The sequence below is a fragment of the Priestia sp. Y58 genome, from assembly GCF_029522095.1.
Classification (GTDB): Bacteria; Bacillota; Bacilli; order Bacillales; family Bacillaceae_H; genus Priestia; species Priestia megaterium_E.
Map to the genome: position 1 here is coordinate 1 of NZ_JAKWFL010000002.1, position 24387 is coordinate 24387.

A 24387-nucleotide genomic window follows, 5' to 3' on the forward strand; every position below is an offset into this window, starting at 1 on the left:
CCTATATCCTCTATTACAACCATCTGCGAATAAAAGAAAAATTAAAAGGATTGACCCCTGTAGAATACAGAATTCAATCCTCATTAGCTGCCTAAATAACGTGTCTAACTTTTTGGGTTCAGTTCAATTTAAGGTGGGTATTATTTGGCTCTCCGACTTGAAAGACGCTCTTTAAAACCAGTTAATAAACGGCGGGATGCTCTGAGGGAAATGAAATAGATTGCACGGATCATATGCCCGTTTCACTTCTCGAAGCTTTTTAAAATTTTCTCCATAATACGCCGTTGGCCAATCTCTGATGAGCCGGTCCGGCCAGTTCACATAATCTCCAGTTGTATATCTCGATAAAGCATTCCTTAAGTCTTCAATCCATCGAATGTTTGCTCGCTCTTCTGAAGGATGGCTCCATGTAGCAAGGTACTCCTGTGCGACAATAGCATCTCTATAATAAAAGGCCGTTTCATTTGAGGCAACTTCCTCTACTGCTCCCCCGAGAGATTGGTGCCAAATACTAGATTTTTCATTTGGAGCATTTTCTAAAAAATGCTTCATTGTTGAAATAGCGTCTTTTGGAAAAGGTTTATTAAGAAAAGAACCTGACCTTTTCCGAGGGGCGGGTTGGTTTCCGCTCGGATCGTCAAAAAATTGCACAGCTTCAATATATGAAACTTCCTTTATTACTACTTTTTTAGGACAACCAACATCTATTAAAGGCTGCAGAAGTTCCTTCAACTTGAATGATGAACCAACAAACTCACCTTGAGCGATAATCTGATTTGCTTCTTTCGATTTCAACTCAATCTCCGAAGTTAAGCGCTTATCGGTATTTGTGGCCCAGTGCTGCCATGCATCAAAAGCAGCTTCAAAATCTTCCCATTCCCATGTAATAGAGAAGATTGACACCTTTGAAATAGGCTGCACCTTGAATGTAAGAGACGTAACAATACCAAAGTTTCCGCCCCCGCCGCCACAACAAGCCCAAAAGAGATCACTGTTGTGATTTTTATTTGCCTTAATGAGTTCAACTGCTCTCTGTTCATTTACTATTGCCATTTCAACTTCAAGCAAATTATCACAGGTAAGCCCAAACAACCTTGATAACATCCCAATTCCTCCGCCAAGCACAAGGCCTACCAGACCAACACTGCTTTCCGTTCCTGCAGGGATAGTCGTTCCCTTTTTCCATAATTCATTATATACTTTCCCTAGATTAGCTCCTGCTTCTATTTTCGCTGTCATGTCTTTAGAGTTGAACGTGATTCTATCCATTTCACTGACATCAATCACTAATCCACCGTTTACTAGTGAAAAATTTTCATAGCTATGCCTGCCGCTCCTTATTCGAAACGGGACATGATTTTCCTTTACCCACTTCAATGCATTTACTACATCGTTTGTATTCTGACAAAATACAATTATTCTCGGGAATTTAGGCACACCTAAATTATTATTTGTTCTAGCCTGTTCATATTCCGCATCATCAGGTGTAACGATTCGTCCAGTAAGCTTTGTTTCCTCCACGATATAACCCCTTTCTTAATACAGATAAGATGCTATATCCTATGAATTTTCTTCAAAAAAGACACACAGTTTAAAGGGAGGAAACAGAGAATAGAAAACTTACTGGAGGGGTTCCTCGTATGCTTATCTGGATAACTTGAATCCTGAAGAATCCGCAAAAGAGATAATCATACCTCTACAACACATAAAATAAACATATACGGAATAATACTTGTGATCAGATTCGAAAGGAGAAATCACCTTTGACAAAATATCGGATTATGACCTTTGATGGTGGCGGTACTTTAGGTGCTTTAAGTTTACAGCTTTTGAATAGATTGGCTCATCAAAATCCAAAGTTAATTAGTGAAACCAATGTTTTTTCAGGAAATTCCATTGGTTCATTCACTGCTCTTGCAATAGCAAGCGGAAGATCACCAGAAGAGACGTTTCAGTTTTTCAAAGATCACATCTTACCGGCGTTCAGCGTTTCCCGACCGGGCGGACCTGTTTTTAACCAACAACTACCCTATTCTGGTTTTATTAAAGCCATACGAACGTTTTTCCCCCGAGACCTTCGCCTTAGAGACTTAAAGAAACGAATTGTTGTGCCTGCCTTTCACTTATTTGCACCGGAGCTGAACCGTTGGAATCCTGTGTTATTTCATAATTTCCCTGGCTCTCCCTATCTTAATGAAAAAGCAAGTGACGTAATACTTAGAAGCAGCGCTGCACCCGCAACGCAAAGAGCTTATCAAAACTATGTAGATGGATATACAGTAGCAACTAACACCAGTACAGCTAGTATCGCGTTTGCAGTTGGGAAAGCAAAGCAGCCGTTGGATCAAATTGCCGTATTATCCATCGGAACAGGTGAGCAGCCAACTCAATTAAGAAGAGATACAAAGGGATGGGGAATGGTAAGTGCCGATAACATACGTCCTGAAGATATGGAGGACCTGCCGCCAAATTGGGGAGTGCTTTTAGACCGATCCCCTAATGAGCCGTTACTGCCGTTTCTTCAGATTATCTCCGGTGGATCGAGCTACTATGAATCAATGGTCAGCTCTGAGCTTTTAGGCGATCAGTTTTTTCGGTTAAATCCGCGAATTCCTAATTTCTCTAAAACAGATCCTTCGGTGGTGCCCGCTCTTATTTCGATTGCTAATAAAACGAATTTACGGCCTGCGTTTCATTTCATTGAAAAAAACTGGAAGTGCTAATGTTTTTTGAGAAGAGTATTGAAATAGGGAATTTGTTGTTTTATGAACACAAATTCCTCTTCCAGATAACTCCTTAACCCCTTATACTCCAGCTCGTTTATTGTAATTCGTAAGTATCCGTTTGGCACCACTTTTTTGTAACATCGTTCTTCCTCCGTTTATATGTTCTTTACTGTATTTTAAATGAAACCACCATATGTAAATTTATTCCTTTTTATAAAAATATCAAACTATCATTTACAAAAATCAGTTTATATCACTTGCTTGATACCTAGGAGGCCCTCTAAACACTTCTCTAACATGCCACCCAAGAAAATCTTCACTCGGCTGATACGCCGGATGAATAGGATCTCTAAGCTTTTGTCCGTGAAATTTCATAAGCCACTCTTCAAATCCGTTTGTGCCGTGCGCTTGAGTTGCCACTAACAGCTCATTATGATCTGAAAAAGTAAAAACTCCTCTATCAAATAATTTATGATGCATTGAACATAAAGCGATTCCGTTACTTTCAATATCTGGTCCTCCCGCTTGATGCCACTTAATATGAGCAGCCTCCACGCCAACTAAATTATGCCCAAGACGAACGTTAAACCCACAAACAGCGCAGCTATATCCGTAAGCTTGAAGAATTTTCTCTCGAAACTTTGGATCTCTTCTTCTCTTTAACTGTGTTTCAAAATCTAAGCCTACGGCTCTTAATATATCTTCATGGATCGTATCCGGAAAATGCTCATTTAATAAAAATTGCGCTGTATCTTGAAGCAGCGTAGGATCATTATCAAAAAGGTTATAAACGTCCTGTCTAAAACCGCCTACTATATTTATACTCAGCAAATATTTATCGGTAAAACTACGCTTATCAATATCTTCACTTAGCTCCCATATTCCATCTCCTGTCAAACGAACAAAAGGATGCTCTGGATGATAGGAACTGCGAGAAGGTCCAAACTCCATAAGTAGCTCTTTTAGAGGGATTTTCACCTCGCTATACGGCAGGTACATTCGTTGCTTGGCCTGTAGCTGACCTAGGGCATACAGTATTAATAATGGTTTGTGCGGAGCTCTTTGATCTCTTTTTTTCCAGATGTTTAAGTTCTTTATTTTTTGAAGTACTTCTTCTCTGTTCATGTTTATTTTTAGCTCCTAACTCTATCATTTGAATGAAACAACTCCATCCGACACTACTTTTTGTAACACGTTAAATAATGCTATATTGCTAACTTCAATATAATATATAAATTGAATATATTAAACTTTTTAGAAGACCAGATGCGGTTTCCTCATGAAAACTTGAAATACATCTACCCTGCACTCTCTACTTAGTTTTATTTGTAGTAAACTCGACAAAGTAAAAACTTAGAGTTCTTTTTTACCTACTAACCTTTCAGTCAACGGTAAAAAAGACTCACAATCGTGAGCCTTTTCCGTTAAACATTTAGCTATTTATACAAAATAGATTTTTAATAATCGATTAACCAGTACCTCATGACGGTTCTCACACTCAGAAATAGTCCATTCTCGGATAGGTTTCAGCTCTTTAGTTAGTTCAAAGTCGGTGATACCATTTGAAAAATATTTATCCAACTTAAATTGAAAATCTTTGTTATTAGCAGATGAATTTTTCTTCCTACTTAATAAGACTAAGTTACCCAATTTATGAGTCCAATTTTTTCGATCTTCTTGAGCGAAAGCACCTTCCCAAGCGCTTTCTTTGGGAGGATTTTGAGGCAAGATATGTTCAACGCTAATTACTCCGCTATAAGCCTTTTTAATTGTAGCATTTTCACTTAAGCTCATATCTAAGCGTAATAATAAATATTTAGCAAACTTTTTCCGATAAAAATCTTGTACATTAATATTATATGTAAAATCAGAAAGACTGTTTTCTGTGTTAAAAATATCAGATGTTATAACTCCCTCTACTGATTGAGCCGTATCAATTGATTGAATCATCTTAACTGTTTCCGTAACACGTGCAGTAGGTGATAATCCTTTAACCCAGCTAGTCACAAATTTCTTTTCTAACAATTGTAGAAATGGATATACTTGCTCATTATCATTAAATTTTTGAACAAAATGAATGAATACAGGAATCCAATCAGATCCAGGAATGAAGTCTCGCATTAACGTTAGCAAACCATAATACTTTGCTTTTACATCTGTATCTCTACTAGCCAGCTCTGCATTTAATACTTTTTCACGATAAATCTCAGCAAATTCTTTTACATATTCAATAAAATTCTTTCCTTTAAAATCAGAATTCTGTTTGAATACTTTTTCATTATACTCTTCTTGAATCGTTTTCTTAGCTTTTTCTTTTACGTAAATTAGTCGAATAAAACCAAGAAGTTTCTCCAATTCTTCACGACCTAGTTCTTCCTCCATTGTTTCCCAAACATTTTGGTAGTAATGGCGCTCTGTATCATTTACCGCCTCCAAGTTCATGCTTTTCAATAAATCGGCATTACTTAACGGCATACCCCGATCATTTAATACAGAAAACAAGCGAAAAGCAGATGTAAACGTACCAGTTTTTACGTAGACAAACATACAATTATTTAAAACAAAAACAACCATTTTGTTTAATAACTCTTCATCCACTAAACCTGTAGCTTCATCTTTAAATTTATCTTTGAACCGCTGAATAGCCTTGCTCATTCTTTCTTGTGACTCTGTGACAAATGAGGATCCCGGCTGCGATGTGCCGCCTTCTTCTAGAATATGTTTTTTAAAATACGCAAAATCCCGGTCTCTTACTTTTAAACGAAAGGTTTCAGGTTTATCTTCAAAAATATCAGCTTCTTGATAAATTTTTGATTGAAGTGTAGTTTTAGCTTTTGGAGATGTAATTAAATCTCGCATTACAGCTAATAAAATTGTTAAGGTTGTTAAGCGCTGCTGTCCATCTACAACGTCATAAAGGCCGCTATCATCACTTTTTTGAGAGATTACTTGTAAAATTACACTCCCTAGAAAGTAACTATTTTCTCCGTCTTCCATTGCTTCTCGAATATCATCAAACAGCTGATCAAGCTGGTCTTTTTCCCATGAATATTGACGTTGATACCCTGGAATTTGAAAAGCAAACTTAGAACCAAATAAATCCTTAAATAAAATTTCTTTTGCTTCAATTTTTGTGTCAATTACTGTTGTCATGTTATCCTCCAAAATATTAATTATATAGAATGTCAATATACCTAAAATTATTATAATACAAATAAATTTAATCTAAGGGAATATTGACCAGAAGTAATAGCTTATAATGCCTTAGACTTCTAAATCTTTATCTCTTTCTTCATCTATTGTTTCAATACTGTCCCATTTACCTGCACGTTCAAGTTCACTTTTTAAAATATCAAATAATGTACGGTGATATCGTACACTATCAGGGTTATCACTTACACTTGTTAACCTAGCATCGGTAGAACCAACTCTCATGGTGATTTGACCTACTTTATTTTTAAAAATACGTAGTGGTACTTCAATGGTTTTAGTGGTTTTGCCTTCTTGCATTTAAATTCCTGCCTTCTGTTATTATTTTTTATAATATTACTGGAATGTTTGAGTTCATATATTTAATATTATTTTGATTATTATTAAGTTGAATCAGATGTGTCTCATCAGACTTTTTAGTTAACTTCATATTTTTTAGATTTTGATCAATAGCTATAGTTACAGATTTAGAAAAATCATCTTTAGAGATTACCTTCAAGTCCTTCTTATTAAATGTAGAATTTGTATCCCTATCTATTATAACTACGGGTTCTAAATTAGTTAATTTAATTCTCTCCATATTTTTAAAAGTTAGGGTTTTAGTCTGAAAAATTAAGGCAGATTTTGATTTAGTAGACATGCTCTGAATATTTAAGCAACTAGAATCAGTATAATATACAATAAATTCCTTTTTTCAAGGAGACAAAACTATATATTAACGAACCTACTATAATAAATATTATACCTGCCAATAAAAGTCTTAGAAGTTTTATAACTTGCTCCTATTTCTTAATCTATCGTTATTGTTATAAATGAATTAATCCTTATCTTATACATTTGTTGTTATTAATCGTTTTTATTTATCATAAAACACAATCCACCCTTGTACTTAAAGTATAATTTTACTATATAAGAATGTTTCTTTACATATTTAAATTAATATATAGCCTTCTATGTTTAGATTATTTAAGTAAGGGTTATGAAAAAAAGATGGTTAGATTGTTAAAAAAATTACATTATTCCCCTATATCCACAATGATGTTAACCATTGGTTATTTCATAAGAATTTTTATACAGGAAGTAATAGCAATCTAATTGAGAGAAATTATTGATGAAGGAGTGAATTTTGTGACAACAGCAATTAGTACGTTTGATTCTACAAAGAAGGGCCTTTTAGATTTACTTAAAGACATAAAGATAGGAAAAACACAGCTACCTGACTTTCAACGCGGTTGGGTATGGGATGACGACAGAATAAAAAACTTGTTAGCAAGCGTATCATTGGCTTTCCCAATTGGTTCCATACTTCTTCTAGAAACGGGAAACGATAGTACACGATTTAAACCAAGACCAGTAGAAGGCGTGACAGATGTCCCAACTGAACCTGAAAGGCTCATTTTAGATGGACAGCAACGTCTTACATCTTTATTTCAGTCTCTGCTTTCAGAAAAGCCCGTTTTAACCCATGACATTAGAAAGAAAGAGATTAAGCGTCATTACTTTATAAATGTATTTGAAGCAATAAAAAACGATTCAGACCGAGAGGATGCTATCATTTCCCTACCCGAGGATTTAAAATTACGTAATTTCAGGGGTGAAGTGACTGCCGATTATTCAACTCTAGAATTACAATGCAAAGCAGGTTTACTATATTTACCTTATATATTTAATAATGGTATCTGGGAATGGCAAAACACATTTATGACGCAAGACACTATATCTCAAGCTGAAAAATGGGATACATGGGGAAAGATAAACAGTGAAATCATTCAAAGGTTTCAACAATATCAGTTCCCTGTCATTACTTTAAAGAAGGAAACAAAAAAGGAAGCTGTATGTTTAGTGTTTGAAAAAGTAAACACAGGTGGTGTAACACTTACTGTTTTTGAACTACTAACTGCTACTTATGCTGCAGAGGACTTTGACCTAAGAAACGATTGGTTTTCTCAAAAAAGAAAGTTTAAAAATCACCCTCAGCTTGGTAATTTACAAAATGATGATTATTTAGCTGCGATCACACTACTCAGTACATATGAAGCACATAAACAAGATAACACAAAAGGCGTGAGCTGTAAGAGAAGGGATATTCTAAGACTATCTCTGTCTAATTATAAAAAATATGCCGAAATGATCTCAAACGGCTTCATTACCGCATCAAAGTTTTTAATGAGTCAAAATTTTTATAAGGCAAAAGATATTCCCTATAGAACTCAACTGATTCCACTTGCAGCAATATTTTCAGCTTTAGGAGATGAGGCTTAACAAGATACTATAAAACAATATATCTCACAATGGTACTGGTGCGGAGTACTTGGAGAACTGTACGGATCAGCTAACGAAACTAGGTTTGCTAAAGATTTGCCTGAAGTATTAAGTTGGATAGAGGGTAAAGATGAGCCGACTACAGTTAAAGACTGTAATTTTTCTCCTAACCGCCTCCATACTTTACGTACTAGAAATAGTGCAGCTTACAAAGGTGTTTACGCGCTTCTCATGCACGAAGGATGTATGGATTTTCGTACGGGGGATACTATTGGATTGTCGACTTTTTATGATGAAAATATAGATATTCATCATATCTTCCCAGTTAAATATTGCAATGACAATGAAATAGCTGAGAGTGATTACAATTCTATAATCAATAAATCACCCTTAAGTTATAAAACAAATCGAATTATTGGAGGCAATGCGCCTAGTATATACTTAGAAAAGCTCCAAAAAAGCACACGTATTACTGAAGACAGAATGAATAAAATCCTTCATTCACATTTAATAGATCCTGCTACCTTAAAAAGTAATGATTTCTCTTTATTCTTTAGTAAGAGAAAGGAGAGCTTACTTTCATTGATATCCAAGGCAATTGGAAAGAAAATAGAAAGTCTTCAGCTCAATAATGACCTTATTTTTACTAATCAAGATGGAGGGACAAATTAAATTTCTTATAATGAAACCCCTTTCCTTTACTCTAAGTATCCGTCAATAGTAGTTTGCACTCAATTATTTTATTGGGGACTATTATAGTCCCCAATTATCTATTATTTATCAATCAGAAACTGTAAAGAACCAATCAGTCTAGTGTTTCTCTGCTAATTTTTACTTTTTCATATATAGATACAGAGTCTTTTGACAGAAATTTTTCTATTTCTAACCTTCAAGTTAAGCCAATACTTGTTCAATTTCATTAAATTTTTTGTGTATAATAACTCTGCCTATGTTTAGAAAATTGCTTTACATAATAATGAACCCTGAGTAGTCTTATGCTGGAATCTATAATAATATCAAATACCTCACCACTTCTGCCTCGCATAGAAATAATAACTAGCAATGAACAATGCTCTTTATACCCTTTAATAGCTTCACTTCAAAATGATCCACATTGGCAAAATTTTGCGTTCATACGTTATTATTTAATAAATAGTCTGGATTCCATTGTTTATGTGAATATTTTTTATAATGTATTCCAATTTCCTTTAGTAATTCATCTAATATTTTTTCAAAAATTAACCCATAACGAGAGGATTGATACCTATCTTCTCTTATATTTTCATAATTAAACCCTGCTTTTATGACTACCTCTCTGGCAGCGTAGAAATCAGGGATTCAATTCCCCTATGTTTCTATAAACAGAGGCGGGGAGAACCTTGATAAATCAAGTCTTTTTCTATATAACAGATTATTTATTTTTTAGTGGTACAGATTATTTGGGGACACATTGGGGACAATTGGATTCAGAAAAGGATTTAGAAGTAATTTTATGCTTCTAGATCTCTTTTTTTATTATTAGTAAATAACTTATCGAAATGTTTCGTTGCTTCCCTGTCTGCTTCTTGCAAAGCATGGCCATATATGTTCATTGTAGTTCTAATATCCGCATGTCCTAAACGGGAACTTATTATCTTTGCATGGACACCGCTATTAATGAGTAAGGTAGCCGAAGTATGCCTTAGATCATGAAAGCGTATATATCTTAATTGATGCCTGCTTACAAACCTCCTCCACCACGTAGTAATACTTGAAGGGTGAAGCGGCTTTCCATGCCATGAGGTAAACAAAAATTGATATTGTCCTCCTTCCCATAAATTACTTGCTTTTAGTCTTTTTTTGTTCCAAGTTGATTTATACTTTTGTAATTCACCGACCAATACTTCTGGAAGAGTAACTGTTCTAATTGAATTTTTAGTTTTTGGCTCTCTAATAATATGTTTTTGATTGACATATGATAAAGCTTGCTTAACTTGAAGATTACCTTTTTCTAAGTCAACATGTTTCCATTCCAGTCCCAATAACTCTCCTCTTCTTAATCCAGTTGTAATAGCAATTTTAATCATAACACTCCACATTGTTTCTTCTTTTCGCAAACAACTCATTAATAATTCCGCTTCTACCCTGTCGTATACTGATGTTTCCTTTTGTATTCGCTTAGGCTTCTTAATATTCTCCATAGGATTTTTCTTAATGAGTTGCCATTCGACAGCTCGATTGAAAATATTTTTTAATATTCTGTGGTTGTATTCAATGGTAGAAGTAGATAAAGTCCCCTCCTTCCCATCTTTTCTAAGCCCCTCAGCTTCTAGAGATTTTAAAAAGTTTAAGATGTGCAAAGCTTTAATTTGATCTAATTTCATTTCGCCAAAATAAGGAATAATACGATTTTTCAAATGCAGCATATATGTGACTAATGTATTAGGACTTAGATGTGCTTCTGCGTATTTACTTTTCCACTCCTGAACAAAAGCTGAAAACAGCATTTTTTCGGGTGCTATATACTCTCCCGCTTCAATCTCTGTGATAAATTGTGCCAATAACTTTTGGGCCTCTCGTTTATTAACTCCCTTTACTGTTTTTGTTTTCTTCACCCTCTTTCCGTTTGCTCCAAATCCCATGCTGTAGACTAGACGCCACGAATCTTTTCCCCGCTTTTCAACACTTCCAGCCAATTACTTCTCCCCCTCTTGATCTTCCGTCCATGACATTACTCTACATGAAGTACCGCAAAATCTCTTTTTTCCAAACTTCTTGAATGGCCGACCACAATGGTCACAGAACTTGATTTCAACATCCTCATTGATAAGTTGCCACAAATCATAATAAATAGCTCCTAACAAATAATTAGTACTATAAACCTCTTTAATACGAAAACCCATTCTAGAATCCTTAGCCTCAACAACATCTGAAAAATCCACATTTATAGCATTTTTCAAACCATTTCTGACCAGTGTAGTAAAAATATTTACGCCAACTACTTGATCATAGTCTTCATAATCATCTAACTCTTCCTCATCATGAGAAAAAGGAATACTCCCACCATCATTCCATTTAAATATAGCGCTACCATCCTCCTTATTTTCTTTATAATCTATAAGTTCACCAATAATATCAATATCTTGATTTCTACGCTTTTTTTCCAACATTTTATATAACTTAAGTATCCGTTTAACTTCCTTGATATAAAATTTCCAAAAATAAAGTGGCTCAAATACTGTAACTCCATAATCTGTATTTTTAAAGGAGGGGGATAAAACGCCAAGTAATCCGTATTCTTTAGCAAAATTGATAATATCCTTATCTGTCTTTAATGAAGCAAATCTGGTTGCAATTCCTTTTGTCTCTTTTCTTACTGGAAGGGATTCTTGAGGAAGAAAAAAAAGACACGGTATATCTCCGTCAATTAACTGCTTAATAAAAAACTCATAGTTTTCAATAACCCCTCTTCCCTTGCTTAACTGGAAACCATAGAATTTTTTGAATTCTGAATTAAACAACTCACCTCTTATACCTTTTCTTTCATGATTACTAAGTATAGATTCTAAATTCATTTCGCTTAATATAGACGCCTTAGACAGTTTAATTTGCTCTGGTAGATGAATTGTATTAAATAATAAGTCCAAATTAATCACTCCCTTAAAAAATTTACGTTAATTTACGATACTTTCATTAAAATAACTTAAGTAACGTAAAATTCAATGTTATTGTAATTATAGAACAACAATATCATCAATTACAAGAGGAGGCATAAAAAAATGGAAAATAATAAAGATGTTAGAAATGCTATTAAAGAAGCTAAGCTCAAGCAATGGCAAGTTGCAGACATATATGGATTATCTGAAGGGAACTTTAGTCGAATGCTGCGTAAAGAATTGCCGAGAAAAAAGAAGGAAGAAATCTTTACAGCTATTGAGAAAGCTAAAAAAGAAATTAAGGAGGTTAATTAATATTATTAAAATGTAGACTCGTATGAACGTTAAGAGCTTAACTATTTAAAAATATTGTTAAGGAGGAATCTTCATGGACAAACAAACAATATCAGTTAAAGAAGCTGCAGATTATATGGGAGTTTCAAAAGATTTGGTTTATCAACTGGTTAGAGAGGGCAAAGTGCCTCATTTAAGATTGAGTCGCCGTATTCTGTTTAGGAAAGAAGCTCTTAATAAATGGTTAACAACTAAAGAAACCCTCTCGGTTCAACAAAATGATAAGAATTATTAAATTCGTATACAATTTTTGAACTTTAATATCATATTTCCATAAGAGTGAGGTAATTTAATGACACAAGCTGGATGGATAAGTATTCATCGAAAAATTCGCGAACATAGTTTTTTTAGGCAAAAACGAACCTTTTCCTATTTTGAAGCTTGGATAGACCTTTTATTGTCTGCTTCCCACAAAGATAACACAATTCTATTAAATGCTAATATAACTTCTGTAAAACGTGGAGAGCTTATTACTTCTAAAAAGACTCTAGGTGAACGTTGGGAATGGTCTAATAATAAGGTAAATAAATTTATGAGAATTCTTGAAGAAGATCATATGGCAATTGTCAAATGCACATCAAAGTATACACGGATAACCCTTGTAAACTATGATCTTTATCAGGTAACCCCCTTGAAAAAAGGAGATCAAAAGCACATCGAAAACACTTCGGATAGAAATCAAACACACACATTCAATAATGTTAATAATTCAAAAAATACTAATAATGGAGATGAAAACAATAATGCTGAACAAAAAAAAGAACCAAATTCCAATTACAGACTCTATTTCTGAAAAAAATAAACCTACACCCCTTACATGTGAATATTGTGGAAAGGAAAGACCACTATTATTTATCAGAGATATCGCTTTAATTGGTGATAAATGGGTAAATGCTGCTTGTTCGTGTATAGAAGTGCGTGAAAATGAGTTTTTGAAAAGACAAGTACAGAAAGAAACAAATCGAAAGACTCGTCAATTTCTACGCTTATCATCTAGTATTGAGGAACTTAGAGAATATAGCTTTAACAACTTAAAAGTCCGCTCTGGTATGGAGACAGCATTAAAAAAAGTACAGCAATTTGTAGAACACTTTGAAGACAATGGAAAACTGGGTCTCCTAATCTTCGGTGAAAGCGGAAATGGAAAAACACATCTTACAGCAAGCGGAGCAAACGAACTCCTAAAGCAAGGGTATAGTGTCATTTTCTTAACGGAAAAAGATTTGCTTTCTCGACTTAAAGAAACCAACAATTTTAATAATGAGGAACGCTTCTTCGAAATCATGAATGCTTGTGTACATGCTGATCTCCTTATTTGGGATGACTTTCTTTCTTCTCAGCGGCTCACTCAAAACGAAAAAGATTTAATTTTTCAAGTTGTTAATGGTCGAGAAAGAGCAAATAAACCAATTTGGTTTACCAGTAACCTAACGGAAGAAGAGTTTATTAAAGACAAATATGCGAAAGTCTTAGATGATAAAGGACGAACGTGGTCTCGTATTGTTGGAAACACAATTCCAATCATCAATAAAGCTGGCGATTACAGAAAATTAAGAGCTATCGCGCGGTTGAATAACCTATCTATAGAGGAAATCGAAAATGAAACGACCTAATAAAAGGGTGGTAATAAAATAGGAAAGGCTATAAAAAGTTACAAAAGAAAATAAGGATTAACTATTGAACAATTGAATGCTATTGATTTATTAGTAGGAGGAAAAACTAATTGAGAGGTTGCTAAGTGGTGAAACCATGATATATATTTTCAAACTCAACTGAATAAACCCTTCCTGACAGTTTAATAAAGGAAAACAATTTTTCAAAGAGTATCCCTGCTAAAGAACTAATGAATTAAATATCCATAAAAATGTTGATTGGAAAGACTCAATTATTGAAAGAGTGGTAAAAAATAAAATTGTCACCATAAAAGGAAATTCAGAATCACGCATCACAGAATAGAGTGAATATACAAAGTCATAGGAGCCATTGGGAAATAACAAATATATGAAACAAAAAAGTCTACCTGTAATTTAATTAAATTACAGGTAGACTTTTTTGTTCCCCTTCTAAATTAACTTCACACGTGCTGTTCTTCTTTTAATCTGTTTGGATATATCCAATTACTATTCTTCATGGGAAAACTAAATACTTCAACTGATTCTCCATCCTCATTCAGTACCCAATATCCCTCTTTTAAGTTAACTAGGTCATATTTATAATACATTTTTTCCCCTGCAATAGTAGAATAGGTGACCTCGACTAAATCCACCATTACTTCCTTTTGTTTTTCCAAATATAGAGGTATAAATACCTCTTCTTCCTTTTGTATGACTCCTATATTGCTTTTAATGACAGTAGATGTTTCCGAGGCTCCCCCTTTTAACTGGATTTTAACTTTACAGTTCAAAATCACTTCTGGTATTCCAAAATGATATATTCGGTAAAAAATCGTGGTTTCCTTCTGCAGAAATGCATTTGTCTTACCCTCAATATAGTTTTCATAATCCTCGGTTAGCATAATCCGACTCTTGAAGCTTGTTTGAATATTTGGAAGTCGAAACTGCCCCTTAAATTCTTGTACAGAGACATAGGAACGATCTGCTTCAATAGATTGCTGCCTATTAAACTCTAATTCTTGTTTGATTTGAGAATTGGCTATAATGTAAGCAACTATACCTCCAATGATTCCACCAGAATAGTTTGCTAAAAACCCCAGCCACGAATCTGCACTGCCATATACCTTCCAAGCTCCCCAAGTCATAAGTAAATAATTAATTAAAATAGGAATGATAAATACACCTATACAACTTATGATGATATATTTTCTATTCACTATGTAGCCCTCTTTCCTTTATCATTAATTTAATTTCCTGTATAGCGCAATATCCTAAACTTTTATTATTGGAAAAGCTATAAATTCTGCCTTGACACCTTTCTATATATTTGAAATAGAAAATAACAAATTTATGAAAGCCTATGACTTTAAACTCTTTGCTGTCAACCATTTTTAATCCTTTTCTTTTCTTTCTTTTGATACTGACTTTTAATTTAAAAATCCAACGCCTCCCTCACTTCACCAGTTCTTTCTCACTTTGTTCATTTGCTATCTCTTCTGATAAAAAATGATATTAGGTATGATTAACAGTTATTATTAAGGCTTGTTTTGTTACCAGGTATTGCTATAATAATATCTTATCAGGTATTTCCAATTAATGTTGAAAAATATAAATTTTTCTCATAAAAGGAAACGAAGAATTTTTTGAAACAAGAGATATAAAATCATTGGGGGGATCTGGCATGTTTAAAAAAAGGACTTTGTTAGGGCTAATTATGTTATTGCTTCTTTTATTAACTTCTTGTGAGGGAAATAATAAGGATTCAAAATCAACAGATGGTTCTAAGGGAAATTCAGGCTCAACGGCGAAAACCGGGAAGGTTTTAGAACCAACGGAGAAAAAAGAGAACTTTGCAAGACCGAAATTATCAAAAATGCTTGATATTATCTATGATTTTGAAGGTGGTTTATTAAAAGACAATGATGGAACCACAAATTATGGTGTGCTTGAAGAAAACTGGATAAAATATATTAAGGATAAACAGCTAGTATATAAAGACGTTCACACTATAACCAAAGAAGATGCAAGCGGTTATTATGAGTACTACTGGAAAGGCGAAGATTTATTCAAACGGAAGGATGATAAAAACCTTTATCCTTATATGACCTACCCTCTGGCACTTGTAGTGTTCGACACTAAAGTCTTAGATGGATATGGGAGCAAACTTGAAGAAAAAAATGGAGCGTTTGAGATGCTTCAAAAAGTGCTTAATGATGAAGGATATTCCAAAGACGTTCTAGGAAAACCACTGGATGAAGATGGGGATTTTCATAACGATTCTATGAAAGTGCTGAAATCGGTTCCTATCAAAGAGCACTTACATATTGCAAAAGAAATTCTAAATGAGAGAGACATATTCCATTGTGTACAAAGTAAAAGCAGTAAATATAATGATACGAATAACCCCATTGAAGGATGGTTAGAACGAGTTGAAACTTTGCGTAAATTAATTTCAGGTATCGATATACAAACTGGGAAGTTTACTTATGTGGGTAAGGAGGATAAATTTAAAAATTTACAACAAGCCAAAAGCTATTGTAAAGATTTATTAAAACAGTAATATTATCAATTCTTTTACTAACCTGCTCGTTAACACAAGAAGCAGTTCTCTTATTAATTTAATGATGAATACAATAAAGGCCTTACTCGATCAGAGAGGGCCTTTATTCTAAACTAATCTTTATATCATGTTTTTGCTTATTCTATAATCGCATTTGCACAAACTTTCAGCTATTCCATATTAATTTTTTTGTTCAAAAGTAACCATACTAGTAAACAATTGTTTTATCCTTTTGTGAAAAATTAACAAACGTACATCAATTCCAACGATTCCCCGCTTCCCAAGCAACAGATTCGTCTTAAATAATTTAATGTAAATGTATAAATGTCTAATCCTCAATTAGTTTGCATCCCTCAGTTACTTAGAAACTTCATAATTAAAGCCACCTTTTATCCTTATTATATTAATATGTCTTTATGAATAACTATGTTTTTCTCTTTAAATTTTCAGCTTACTCATTAGAAGGTAAACGTTGTATTACTTCAGAAATATCTTTACTACTTTGAAGCATAATATAATACTTAGATTCTAAATCTTCAACGAACAAATGTAAAAAATTTATAAATTTAAGGTGTTTGTTATCTCTGATGAAAACTTCTAATACTGTTTGGACTTCATTGAAATATTGCTTTGATTTCAATGAAATATTTGTTAGTGCATTTTTAATTTGAACATCTAGAGGGTTAAATTCATCTTGTTCAAAGCCCTCGGTATAACTTAAAGCAAGTAAATCCATTAAGTAAGGTAACGCTTCAATTACTTGCACATTAGCTAAACTCACGGGGTCTTTTATTAAGTTTCTACGTTCAACTTGTCTCTCTATCCAACCAACATAAAATTTCAAAGCCTCAATATTTTGCAGCTTAATAAGGAAACTTATCGATTTTAATTGTTCTTCTTCTAAGTCTGACTCTCTCATTACAGAAAGTAAATATGTTTCACATTTGACGCCTATATCATTATCAAATATCTTTTTTATAACCTCCCATTTAAAATCATCATTAATATTTGTTAATTTACTAATTAGAACCTCTCTATCCTGAGATAATTCCAGATATGTTTCTAAAGCAGTAGTTCTAGTTGTAAAACTTCTAGTCGAATCAGAAATCGCCTCTAAAGCATAGGGTATTACATCATAGATAGAATGTCTCTTACAAAAATCCAAATGATTATTTAATATATCGTCCAATTCAATCCCATTTTGTAAATTCACCCAAACTTTTTCAGACATTTCCTCAATATCAAGATATTGTTCTAGGTATTTTATTCCTAATAATTGACTATCTTCTATCCAATCAAAAGAAATCATATCAAACATTATCTTTTTTGGATAAGTTAAATTATATTTCCTTAAGAAGTACCAAAAAATTATTGCTTCAACGCTTGTAGTAATTCCTCCATTTTCCGCTTGTCGGCAAGCCGTGTTAAAATCGACAGACTCTACATTTTTAATACACCAGTCTGAAACCCACTGAACTTGATCGTCAGTAAGCTTAACTTCTGACGAGGAAGACATTATTTCGTATATCTTAATTATAGTGAAGGTATTCCAATCAAAATTCTCAATAATTTCAATTACCTTCTCATACAATGCAGGTTCACTTTCTGCTATGTGATATATTTGATCAATAACAATGGTAGAATAATTATTCCTTTTTCGTCCTCCTAGCCTTATGTCTACTAGCTCGTCTTGGGTAAAACTTTCTTTCCCTTCATTCTCGTATATAACCTGAACTTCTTTAAGGAATGTCTCTTTATTAAATAACAAAGCAATGTCATGTTTCAAACTTTCTCTACGTTCCTGTTCATAGTCTCTAGTCGGAGGAAGGATAAATTTATTACCTGAAATTTCATTCATACATTTATTAAATGTCTTATAAAGGTATTCAGTATATATTCCTTGCTGTATTGTCCAAATATCCTTATCGGATAGTTCATGTTCCAAATATTTTTGTGACACAAAATCAATAGAGTGTGTATCAATTAAAAAGCCTAGTGTTCTTAAGCTATCTTGATCTACACGTTGCTCAAAAAGCAATTCTATAGCTTTATGCCTTGTCTGACTTTCATCGAAGAAAACAGAAAATTCCTTTGCCTCTTTAGTCCAATATTTTTTGTGGAGAGTTTTAAATAGGGTGAAGGCTAAATCAAAAATTTCAATATCATTTTTGTAAGCTATCGAAGAATTAATGCCGATAATTTCAAATATATCCCCTGATAAATCTTGGATTTTTTCGGTATTTTGATTAAAAAACTGCAAAATTTTAATCATACTTGAAGGGGATTTTGCTGTTTTAAGTCCTTTTTCTAGCTCTACCTTTTCATCAATTAACCTTGACTCTGACCTACTAAAATTAAATTTAACATATTTTATTCCTTCCAAGAAAACGTCAATATTCTCCTCAATATGATTATGTTCAGCTAAATATCTGTATAAATAAGTACGTAACATATCATCCGATGATTCTCTTATTTTGGATACTATCTTTTCAACTTGCTCAGAAGATCCCCACTTATACTTTGTCAGTACTCTTAAAGCTGTACTTCTGACCGCTCGATGCTCTTTGTGATTAACTACTATGTCAGTCAATCTAATACTCAGAATAGACTTCTTGGAAATAGGAATCTTCATAAATTCCAATAACCTTAATGCATTTATGCGCGATGTATAGTGACCTTTTAGAATTTTGTCCATTAAGAACTCTACATTAGGAAGAGTATTTCCGAAATTAGATAAACCTTTTAAATCAAATTTACCTCTATTGATCCAGATTTCTTTCTTTTCGTAATAATTAAAAATGTGCTGAAATATTTGGTTTCTTAGTGATTCATCAATTTTATCTAATTCAAACTGAATGACCATCTCAGGATCATTTTCACTAAGCCATTCTAATAATTCAATAAACCTTTTATCTTTGCAGTCCATGATGCTCACTAAAAAAGATAAGGTATTTACCCAACTTGGGATCACTTTCCTATGCTCGGGTGAGAACGAAAGAAAATCCTTAATTGTTTCAAATTCCTGTCTTGATAAAATCCTAGCCGCCAGAAATTCCTGAAAATTATTGTGCTCAAATTGCCATCTAATTTCACCGTTTTCTTCACTCTTTTTCCATAAAGTACAATGTGTTAATAATTCTTTAGTTTTCTCATCTATAACTAAAGTGAATTCCTGATCTGTTAAATAATTTCTACCCAAATCTTCCATACTAAGTGCTACAGTTTCTAAAGAAACCATTAACCTTTGTTCCTCTTTACTCAGATCAATTGCGTTCTTAAAATGTTCTATATCATTATATAGACTTTCTTTTATTAAATCTTGATAAAGACCAGCCTTATTCTTCGGTAATATGCCAGACTTAAAATACCTATCGAGAATTCTTACTAGATAAAAAGGAATGCTTATGAGGCTTTTCATATTAGTATTCCCAATAAGCATATTAAATTTTTGTGCTTTTGTCCTTCCTAAAAATGAATCAATATATGAATCTACATTTTGTTGATTTAAATTGTAAAGTAAAAATGTATCAAAACCTTGTAATGTACCAGAAAAATGTTCATTCTCTGCTTGATAAAAGTTTTGCCTACACGAAACTATAATTTGCGCTTCTGGATGCTGTTCACTGAACAGCTCTATGTACTTTATTGCATCTTTTTTATAATGACTTTCAACTTCATCTAAACCATCAAGAATTATCAACAATCTATTGTCCGAAACTAAATTCCATTCAGCCCAAAACTCACTTATTACTTCATTTAAGCTACGGGGCACATACTTATTTAGTTTTATCAATATAGGTATAAATAAAGAAGACTCTTGTGAGCAAATAGCAGCAATGTGTCTCATTTCCACAGATTTCCCAGTACCCGCTCCACCTAAGAGAACTACATGTTTATTTTCCTTTACTACATCTAGCAGATCTTTAAAATCTTCGTTATTAATTAATAAAGAATTAGTATTATATTTTTCAAATTGTATTACTTTTCTTGGTATATGCCCTTCTACCATAGGGTAACTAAATGAAGGAGATAACCTAGAAGCTTGTGTATTATCATTTTCACTGCTTGAAACTTCTGATTGTCGAGATTCTAGAGAAAAACCAGGATTTCCATCTCCTTTTAAGGCAGCTTCTTCAAGAGCTACTTTGTCCTCCTCAATAAAGTTTATTAGTTTATTTTTAACCGTAGTATAAACAATTGAATCTTTACTCTCCGGCTTTGAAATTGTATAATGATCGTCCTGTTCACATAAAATACTTACTACCTCTCCGTTTTGCATCCCTATTGCGCTGGTAGGTGATACAATTCTATCGGCACCCCCATAGAAATATACTGTATAAGGTATTCCGGAGTACTGTCTAATCCACCTTCGAGTCATGTCCGTTAAGACTGTACTATTGTTTGATAAACCTATTAATTGATCATTTCTTTTATATAACATCTTTCCAATAGTCGCTAATTCAGCTCCATTATGTGGAACAGCTAAAGAAAAGAAAATCTTGACCCTTTCAGAGCCAGAAGCTAATTCATTAAGCAAATATGCCTTTGCAATAATTCCTCCCATGCTATGAGCGACAATAAAAATATTTTCATATGCAGAGCAATATTGATCAATAATAGATTTTAAAGAAACGCTAAGTTCATTTATTCCTAAGTTTTTGTGAGCTACTGAAGAAGGAGCTTGAAATATTCTTTTTATACCGTTATATACGTTTTTAAACTTTTCGAAACTCACAAATTTTGTATAGTAGTTGATGATAGCAATATCAAAATTAACCGCAATTTCCTTTTCATCACGAAGCATTTGAGGAAAAGAAGGCATATTTTTTCGATTCCAAGTTTCTTGTCCTCCCATAAACCCGTGAATAAATAATATAATATTTCTATTCTTAGCTGAATGAATAAAATCTATTTGTTTCATATACGTATGTTCCCCTTTTCATATTTCCATATGGATACTCACTATCCAATAACCAAAGAAGATAGTCACTTTAATCAATAGATTAAAGGTTATACAAGGTTGCTAATGGTTATCTTAACAATTTGCTTATTTCCAAAAAAACATTAAATTAACTTAAATTTACATGATAAGAAAAATAAAACTCAACAGAGCCATTTTATTATAACAAAGAGTTAGACAATAATAGTATAAGATTAAGTTATTTAATTAACCTTCCCTATTTCTGTGAGCATTTTTACCCTGAAGCTTGGTTAATTGCTTTCTTATGCTTTTAGCATTATTTTTTAATAAAGCTACTTGGTTACAATATCTTAATTTTCAAAACGTATTATCCCGTTCTTTTATGTGTGCATACAAATTATGAAGAAATAAAAATTAAAAGGCTCCTGATTTCATTTAAGTTTTATCCTTTTTTTATTAATCATAAAAGTAAAATAATATACCATTATATGTATCGTGATCAAAATGTATCCTGACTATAGAGAGGTGGTATTTGGTCTAAAGCTTATACCACCTTTCTTCATATCCCTATTAACAGATAGGTCAGTTATAAAGCAAATCAAGGTACTTCTACAACTTTTCTTTATCGTTTTTCTTTGGCACAACGAGGGCAACCTTGACCCTTGTTACGATTTTTAATTATAGCTTGCCAATGATGCCTACATTTTTTACACTTCCACCATACTTTTTTATGAGAATTTGGGGTAACTTTGGATGGTTCCAAGGTATTATTGTCATAATCCCATTCTTCTGTCAAAACTGCATTCTGACTTGCCAAATCATTGTATCCAGCTAATACCCTTTTACTTGCACAATATGGACAGCCATTTCCTTTATGGTATCTGTCACTAATTTTTGCATCCCATTCGTGTCCACAACTACTTTTCCACCAAACCTTTTTTGATGAACTATAGACAACATCGGTTGATTTAAGGTTAATGTTTTTTGTTGGATGCCACTCTTTAGCTATGTCCGGGCATTTAAATGCCAAATCATTAAATCCAATTTCAACCCGTTTGTTTGCGCATACCGGACAACCATTCCCTTTACTTCTGCTCCAAATGGAGGCTTGCCATTCATGACTTAGCTCGCATCTCCACCAAACTTTTTTACTTGAACCATTAGATACCATTTCGGGTGTTAACCCATCATTCTTATTGTAATTCCATTCAGCAGCTAAGGCAGGTTTCTTTGTTGCCAAATCATTGTATCCAGATAAAACACGTTGTCCCGAACAAATGGAACAGCCATTTCCAGCAACACGACTTGAAACAACAGCTTGCCACTCATGCCCTAGCTTACATTTCCACCAGACTGTCTCTCCAGAACCAGCAGATATAGAATCGGGTAATATATTAATGTTCCTTTCGTAATTCCATTCTGTAATAAGTAGTGGATGTGTAGCTGATAAATCATTATATCCCTTTAATACGGATTGTCCGGTACAAATTGGACAACCACTCCCAACTACCCTACTACTAATCACAGCTTGCCATTCATGACCTAACTCACATTGCCACCAAACTTTTTTATCTGAACCACATTTAAAATATGAAGGTTTTAAAACTCCATTTTTTGTGAGATGCCATTCTTCGGACAATTCTGGATACTTTAAGTGTAAGGAATTAGCTTTTTCATGCATATCTATAGACTCATATATGGCTGTCCTATCTGATTCTATGCTTATGGCAGTAGAAGCCACCCGCATATGCTTATGCAATGCAATCCACTGTATAATATGTTTTATACTCTCTTCGAGTTCTTGTTCGGATAAATTCTTAAGATAGTAGTAATATGTATTTACAAGATGTTCAATAGGCATAGGGCAGTTAGGCTCCCGAACTCTAATAAGAGTAATTCCGTTTTCTTGGCATAACTGATCTTTACGTCTATCTTTTAAAATATCTTTATGCCAATAATGTCCATCATACTCGATTCCTATATTCAGAGACGGAATGAAAATATCAATTTCCATCTTACCAATAAAATCGAATTTTTGGTTTTCTTGTGCATCTTCAAATAGTTGTTTGATATAGAAGAATATACATTTCTCTGGGAAAGAGGTTTGTCTCTCCTTTACACAACGAGGACATCCACCTCCTTTAGTTCGTCCGTGAATGACAGCTTTCCACTCGTGTCCACATTTGCTACACCGCCACCAAACTTTCTTGTTTGAATTCGCTGTTATTTCATAAGGAGTAGGAGTATAGTCTGTATTTTTTTCATAGTCCCATTCTAATAGTAGGTCTTCATGTTTATCACCCAAAGACCCTCTATTTTGTAGCAACCTTTTATATCGATTTTCTTTTGCCTTTGCCTTTCCACAAATGGGGCAGCCGCTTCCTTTACTTCTGTTTGATATTGCTGCCGACCAGTCATTTCCACATCTTTTACACTTCCACCAAACAACTTGTCCCGATGAACTTGTCATGTCGTCCGGAGTTAATTCACCATTTTTTCCGTAATTCCATTCAGAAGCAACTTCTGGAAAATGTTCAGCAAAAGATCCCCTTTTATTTAAATATCCTTTTCGTACATTTTTACCTCTATTAAGTTGGGCACATTGTGGGCAACCTCGACCTAAATGATTTCTATTACTTATTAAGGCCTCCCACTCATGTCCATTTTTACATACCCACCAAACCTTTTTCTGTGAGTTTGCAGTAACCATTGTCGGTAATAAAGTGCCATTTTTAGTTAAGTGCCATTCCTTTGCTAAATCCGTATTTTGTGATTCTAAATCGTTAAATCCTACCATTACTCTTTTGTTCGAGCAATATGGGCAACCCTCACCATTTGCTCTTTTATAAATTGCTGTTTCCCATTTATGTCCTTTTTCACACTTCCACCAAACTTTATTGCTTGATTTTCCAGCAATTTTATAAGGATTGACATCTATATTTCTCTCATAATCCCACTCAGTCAATAATTCTGAATGTTTATCGCCAAACGCCCCTCTTTCTTTCAACAATTTTTCATAGCGATTATCTCTTGCTTTTTTTCTTCCGCAAATCGGACACCCTTTTCCTTTGCTTCTGTTCCATATTGATGCTTCCCATTCATGTCC

Annotated in this window: 18 protein-coding genes; 9 read left to right on the forward strand and 9 right to left on the reverse strand. The window is 33.5% G+C overall.

Features of this window, described 5'->3' with window-relative positions; genetic code table 11:
- Positions 1-95 (forward strand): IS3 family transposase (locus MMB68_RS05790; protein WP_251399788.1); only part of this gene is annotated, 95 nt, incomplete at its 5' end.
- 76 nt (positions 96-171) lie between these two features.
- Here the strand turns inward: MMB68_RS05790 and MMB68_RS05795 are convergent.
- Positions 172-1521 carry an FAD-binding oxidoreductase gene (locus tag MMB68_RS05795; protein WP_221813262.1) on the reverse strand — a complete coding sequence of 450 codons (1350 nt, stop codon included), beginning with the start codon at positions 1519-1521 and terminating at the stop codon, positions 172-174.
- Positions 1522-1763: 242 nt separating this feature from the next.
- On the opposite strand from MMB68_RS05795, the gene MMB68_RS05800 reads away from it, so the two are divergent.
- Positions 1764-2723: a patatin-like phospholipase family protein gene (locus MMB68_RS05800; RefSeq protein ID WP_221813260.1), complete on the forward strand. Its 960-nt coding sequence runs from the start codon at positions 1764-1766 to the stop codon at positions 2721-2723.
- Between the two features lie 246 nt (positions 2724-2969).
- Here the strand turns inward: MMB68_RS05800 and MMB68_RS05805 are convergent, their stop codons facing one another.
- The 3 genes from MMB68_RS05805 to MMB68_RS05815 form a co-directional block, all read right to left on the reverse strand.
- A complete protein-coding gene (locus MMB68_RS05805) occupies positions 2970-3851 on the reverse strand; it encodes a phosphorothioated DNA-binding restriction endonuclease (protein ID WP_221813259.1) in 882 nt (293 codons plus the stop codon).
- Between the two features lie 315 nt (positions 3852-4166).
- Positions 4167-5879 carry a DUF262 domain-containing protein gene (locus tag MMB68_RS05810; RefSeq protein ID WP_221813256.1) on the reverse strand — a complete coding sequence of 571 codons (1713 nt, stop codon included), beginning with the start codon at positions 5877-5879 and terminating at the stop codon, positions 4167-4169.
- 111 nt (positions 5880-5990) lie between these two features.
- A complete protein-coding gene (locus tag MMB68_RS05815; protein WP_221813254.1) occupies positions 5991-6236 on the reverse strand; it encodes a hypothetical protein in 246 nt (81 codons plus the stop codon).
- 828 nt (positions 6237-7064) lie between these two features.
- Here MMB68_RS05815 and MMB68_RS05820 point away from each other — a divergent pair.
- Both MMB68_RS05820 and MMB68_RS05825 read left to right on the forward strand, forming a co-directional pair.
- Complete coding sequence (locus MMB68_RS05820) at positions 7065-8198, forward strand: DUF262 domain-containing protein (RefSeq protein ID WP_277548404.1); 1134 nt, start codon at positions 7065-7067, stop codon at positions 8196-8198.
- 96 nt (positions 8199-8294) lie between these two features.
- On the forward strand, positions 8295-8870 hold the full coding sequence (locus tag MMB68_RS05825; protein ID WP_277548408.1) for a hypothetical protein: 576 nt from the start codon (positions 8295-8297) through the stop codon (positions 8868-8870).
- Positions 8871-9688: 818 nt separating this feature from the next.
- Here the strand turns inward: MMB68_RS05825 and MMB68_RS05830 are convergent.
- Both MMB68_RS05830 and MMB68_RS05835 read right to left on the reverse strand, forming a co-directional pair.
- Complete coding sequence (locus MMB68_RS05830) at positions 9689-10873, reverse strand: site-specific integrase (RefSeq protein ID WP_277548410.1); 1185 nt, start codon at positions 10871-10873, stop codon at positions 9689-9691.
- Positions 10874-11824 (reverse strand): hypothetical protein, encoded by a 951-nt coding sequence (locus tag MMB68_RS05835; protein ID WP_277548413.1) that lies wholly within the window; start codon positions 11822-11824, stop codon positions 10874-10876. It lies immediately after the preceding gene.
- Positions 11825-11956: 132 nt separating this feature from the next.
- On the opposite strand from MMB68_RS05835, the gene MMB68_RS05840 reads away from it, so the two are divergent.
- The 4 genes from MMB68_RS05840 (at position 11957) to MMB68_RS05855 (ending at position 13800) form a co-directional block, all read left to right on the forward strand.
- Positions 11957-12148 carry a hypothetical protein gene (locus tag MMB68_RS05840; RefSeq protein ID WP_277548414.1) on the forward strand — a complete coding sequence of 64 codons (192 nt, stop codon included), beginning with the start codon at positions 11957-11959 and terminating at the stop codon, positions 12146-12148.
- A 73-nt stretch (positions 12149-12221) separates the two neighbouring features.
- Positions 12222-12422 carry a helix-turn-helix domain-containing protein gene (locus MMB68_RS05845; RefSeq protein WP_277447703.1) on the forward strand — a complete coding sequence of 67 codons (201 nt, stop codon included), beginning with the start codon at positions 12222-12224 and terminating at the stop codon, positions 12420-12422.
- 57 nt (positions 12423-12479) lie between these two features.
- Positions 12480-12980 (forward strand): hypothetical protein, encoded by a 501-nt coding sequence (locus tag MMB68_RS05850; protein WP_277548416.1) that lies wholly within the window; start codon positions 12480-12482, stop codon positions 12978-12980.
- On the forward strand, positions 12931-13800 hold the full coding sequence (locus MMB68_RS05855; RefSeq protein ID WP_277548417.1) for an ATP-binding protein: 870 nt from the start codon (positions 12931-12933) through the stop codon (positions 13798-13800). Before MMB68_RS05850 ends, MMB68_RS05855 begins: the two co-directional genes overlap by 50 nt.
- 461 nt (positions 13801-14261) lie before the next feature.
- On the opposite strand, the gene MMB68_RS05860 is transcribed toward MMB68_RS05855, so the two are convergent.
- Positions 14262-15017: a hypothetical protein gene (locus MMB68_RS05860; RefSeq protein ID WP_277548419.1), complete on the reverse strand. Its 756-nt coding sequence runs from the start codon at positions 15015-15017 to the stop codon at positions 14262-14264.
- A 464-nt stretch (positions 15018-15481) separates the two neighbouring features.
- Here MMB68_RS05860 and MMB68_RS05865 point away from each other — a divergent pair, with 464 nt between their 5' ends.
- Positions 15482-16360 (forward strand): hypothetical protein, encoded by an 879-nt coding sequence (locus MMB68_RS05865; protein WP_209366697.1) that lies wholly within the window; start codon positions 15482-15484, stop codon positions 16358-16360.
- Between the two features lie 451 nt (positions 16361-16811).
- Here the strand turns inward: MMB68_RS05865 and MMB68_RS05870 are convergent, their stop codons facing one another.
- Both MMB68_RS05870 and MMB68_RS05875 read right to left on the reverse strand, forming a co-directional pair.
- Positions 16812-21281 carry a PGAP1-like alpha/beta domain-containing protein gene (locus tag MMB68_RS05870; protein WP_277548421.1) on the reverse strand — a complete coding sequence of 1490 codons (4470 nt, stop codon included), beginning with the start codon at positions 21279-21281 and terminating at the stop codon, positions 16812-16814.
- 622 nt (positions 21282-21903) lie between these two features.
- On the reverse strand, positions 21904-24288 hold the full coding sequence (locus MMB68_RS05875) for a zinc-ribbon domain-containing protein (RefSeq protein ID WP_277548422.1): 2385 nt from the start codon (positions 24286-24288) through the stop codon (positions 21904-21906).
- Between the last annotated feature and the right edge of the window lie 99 nt (positions 24289-24387).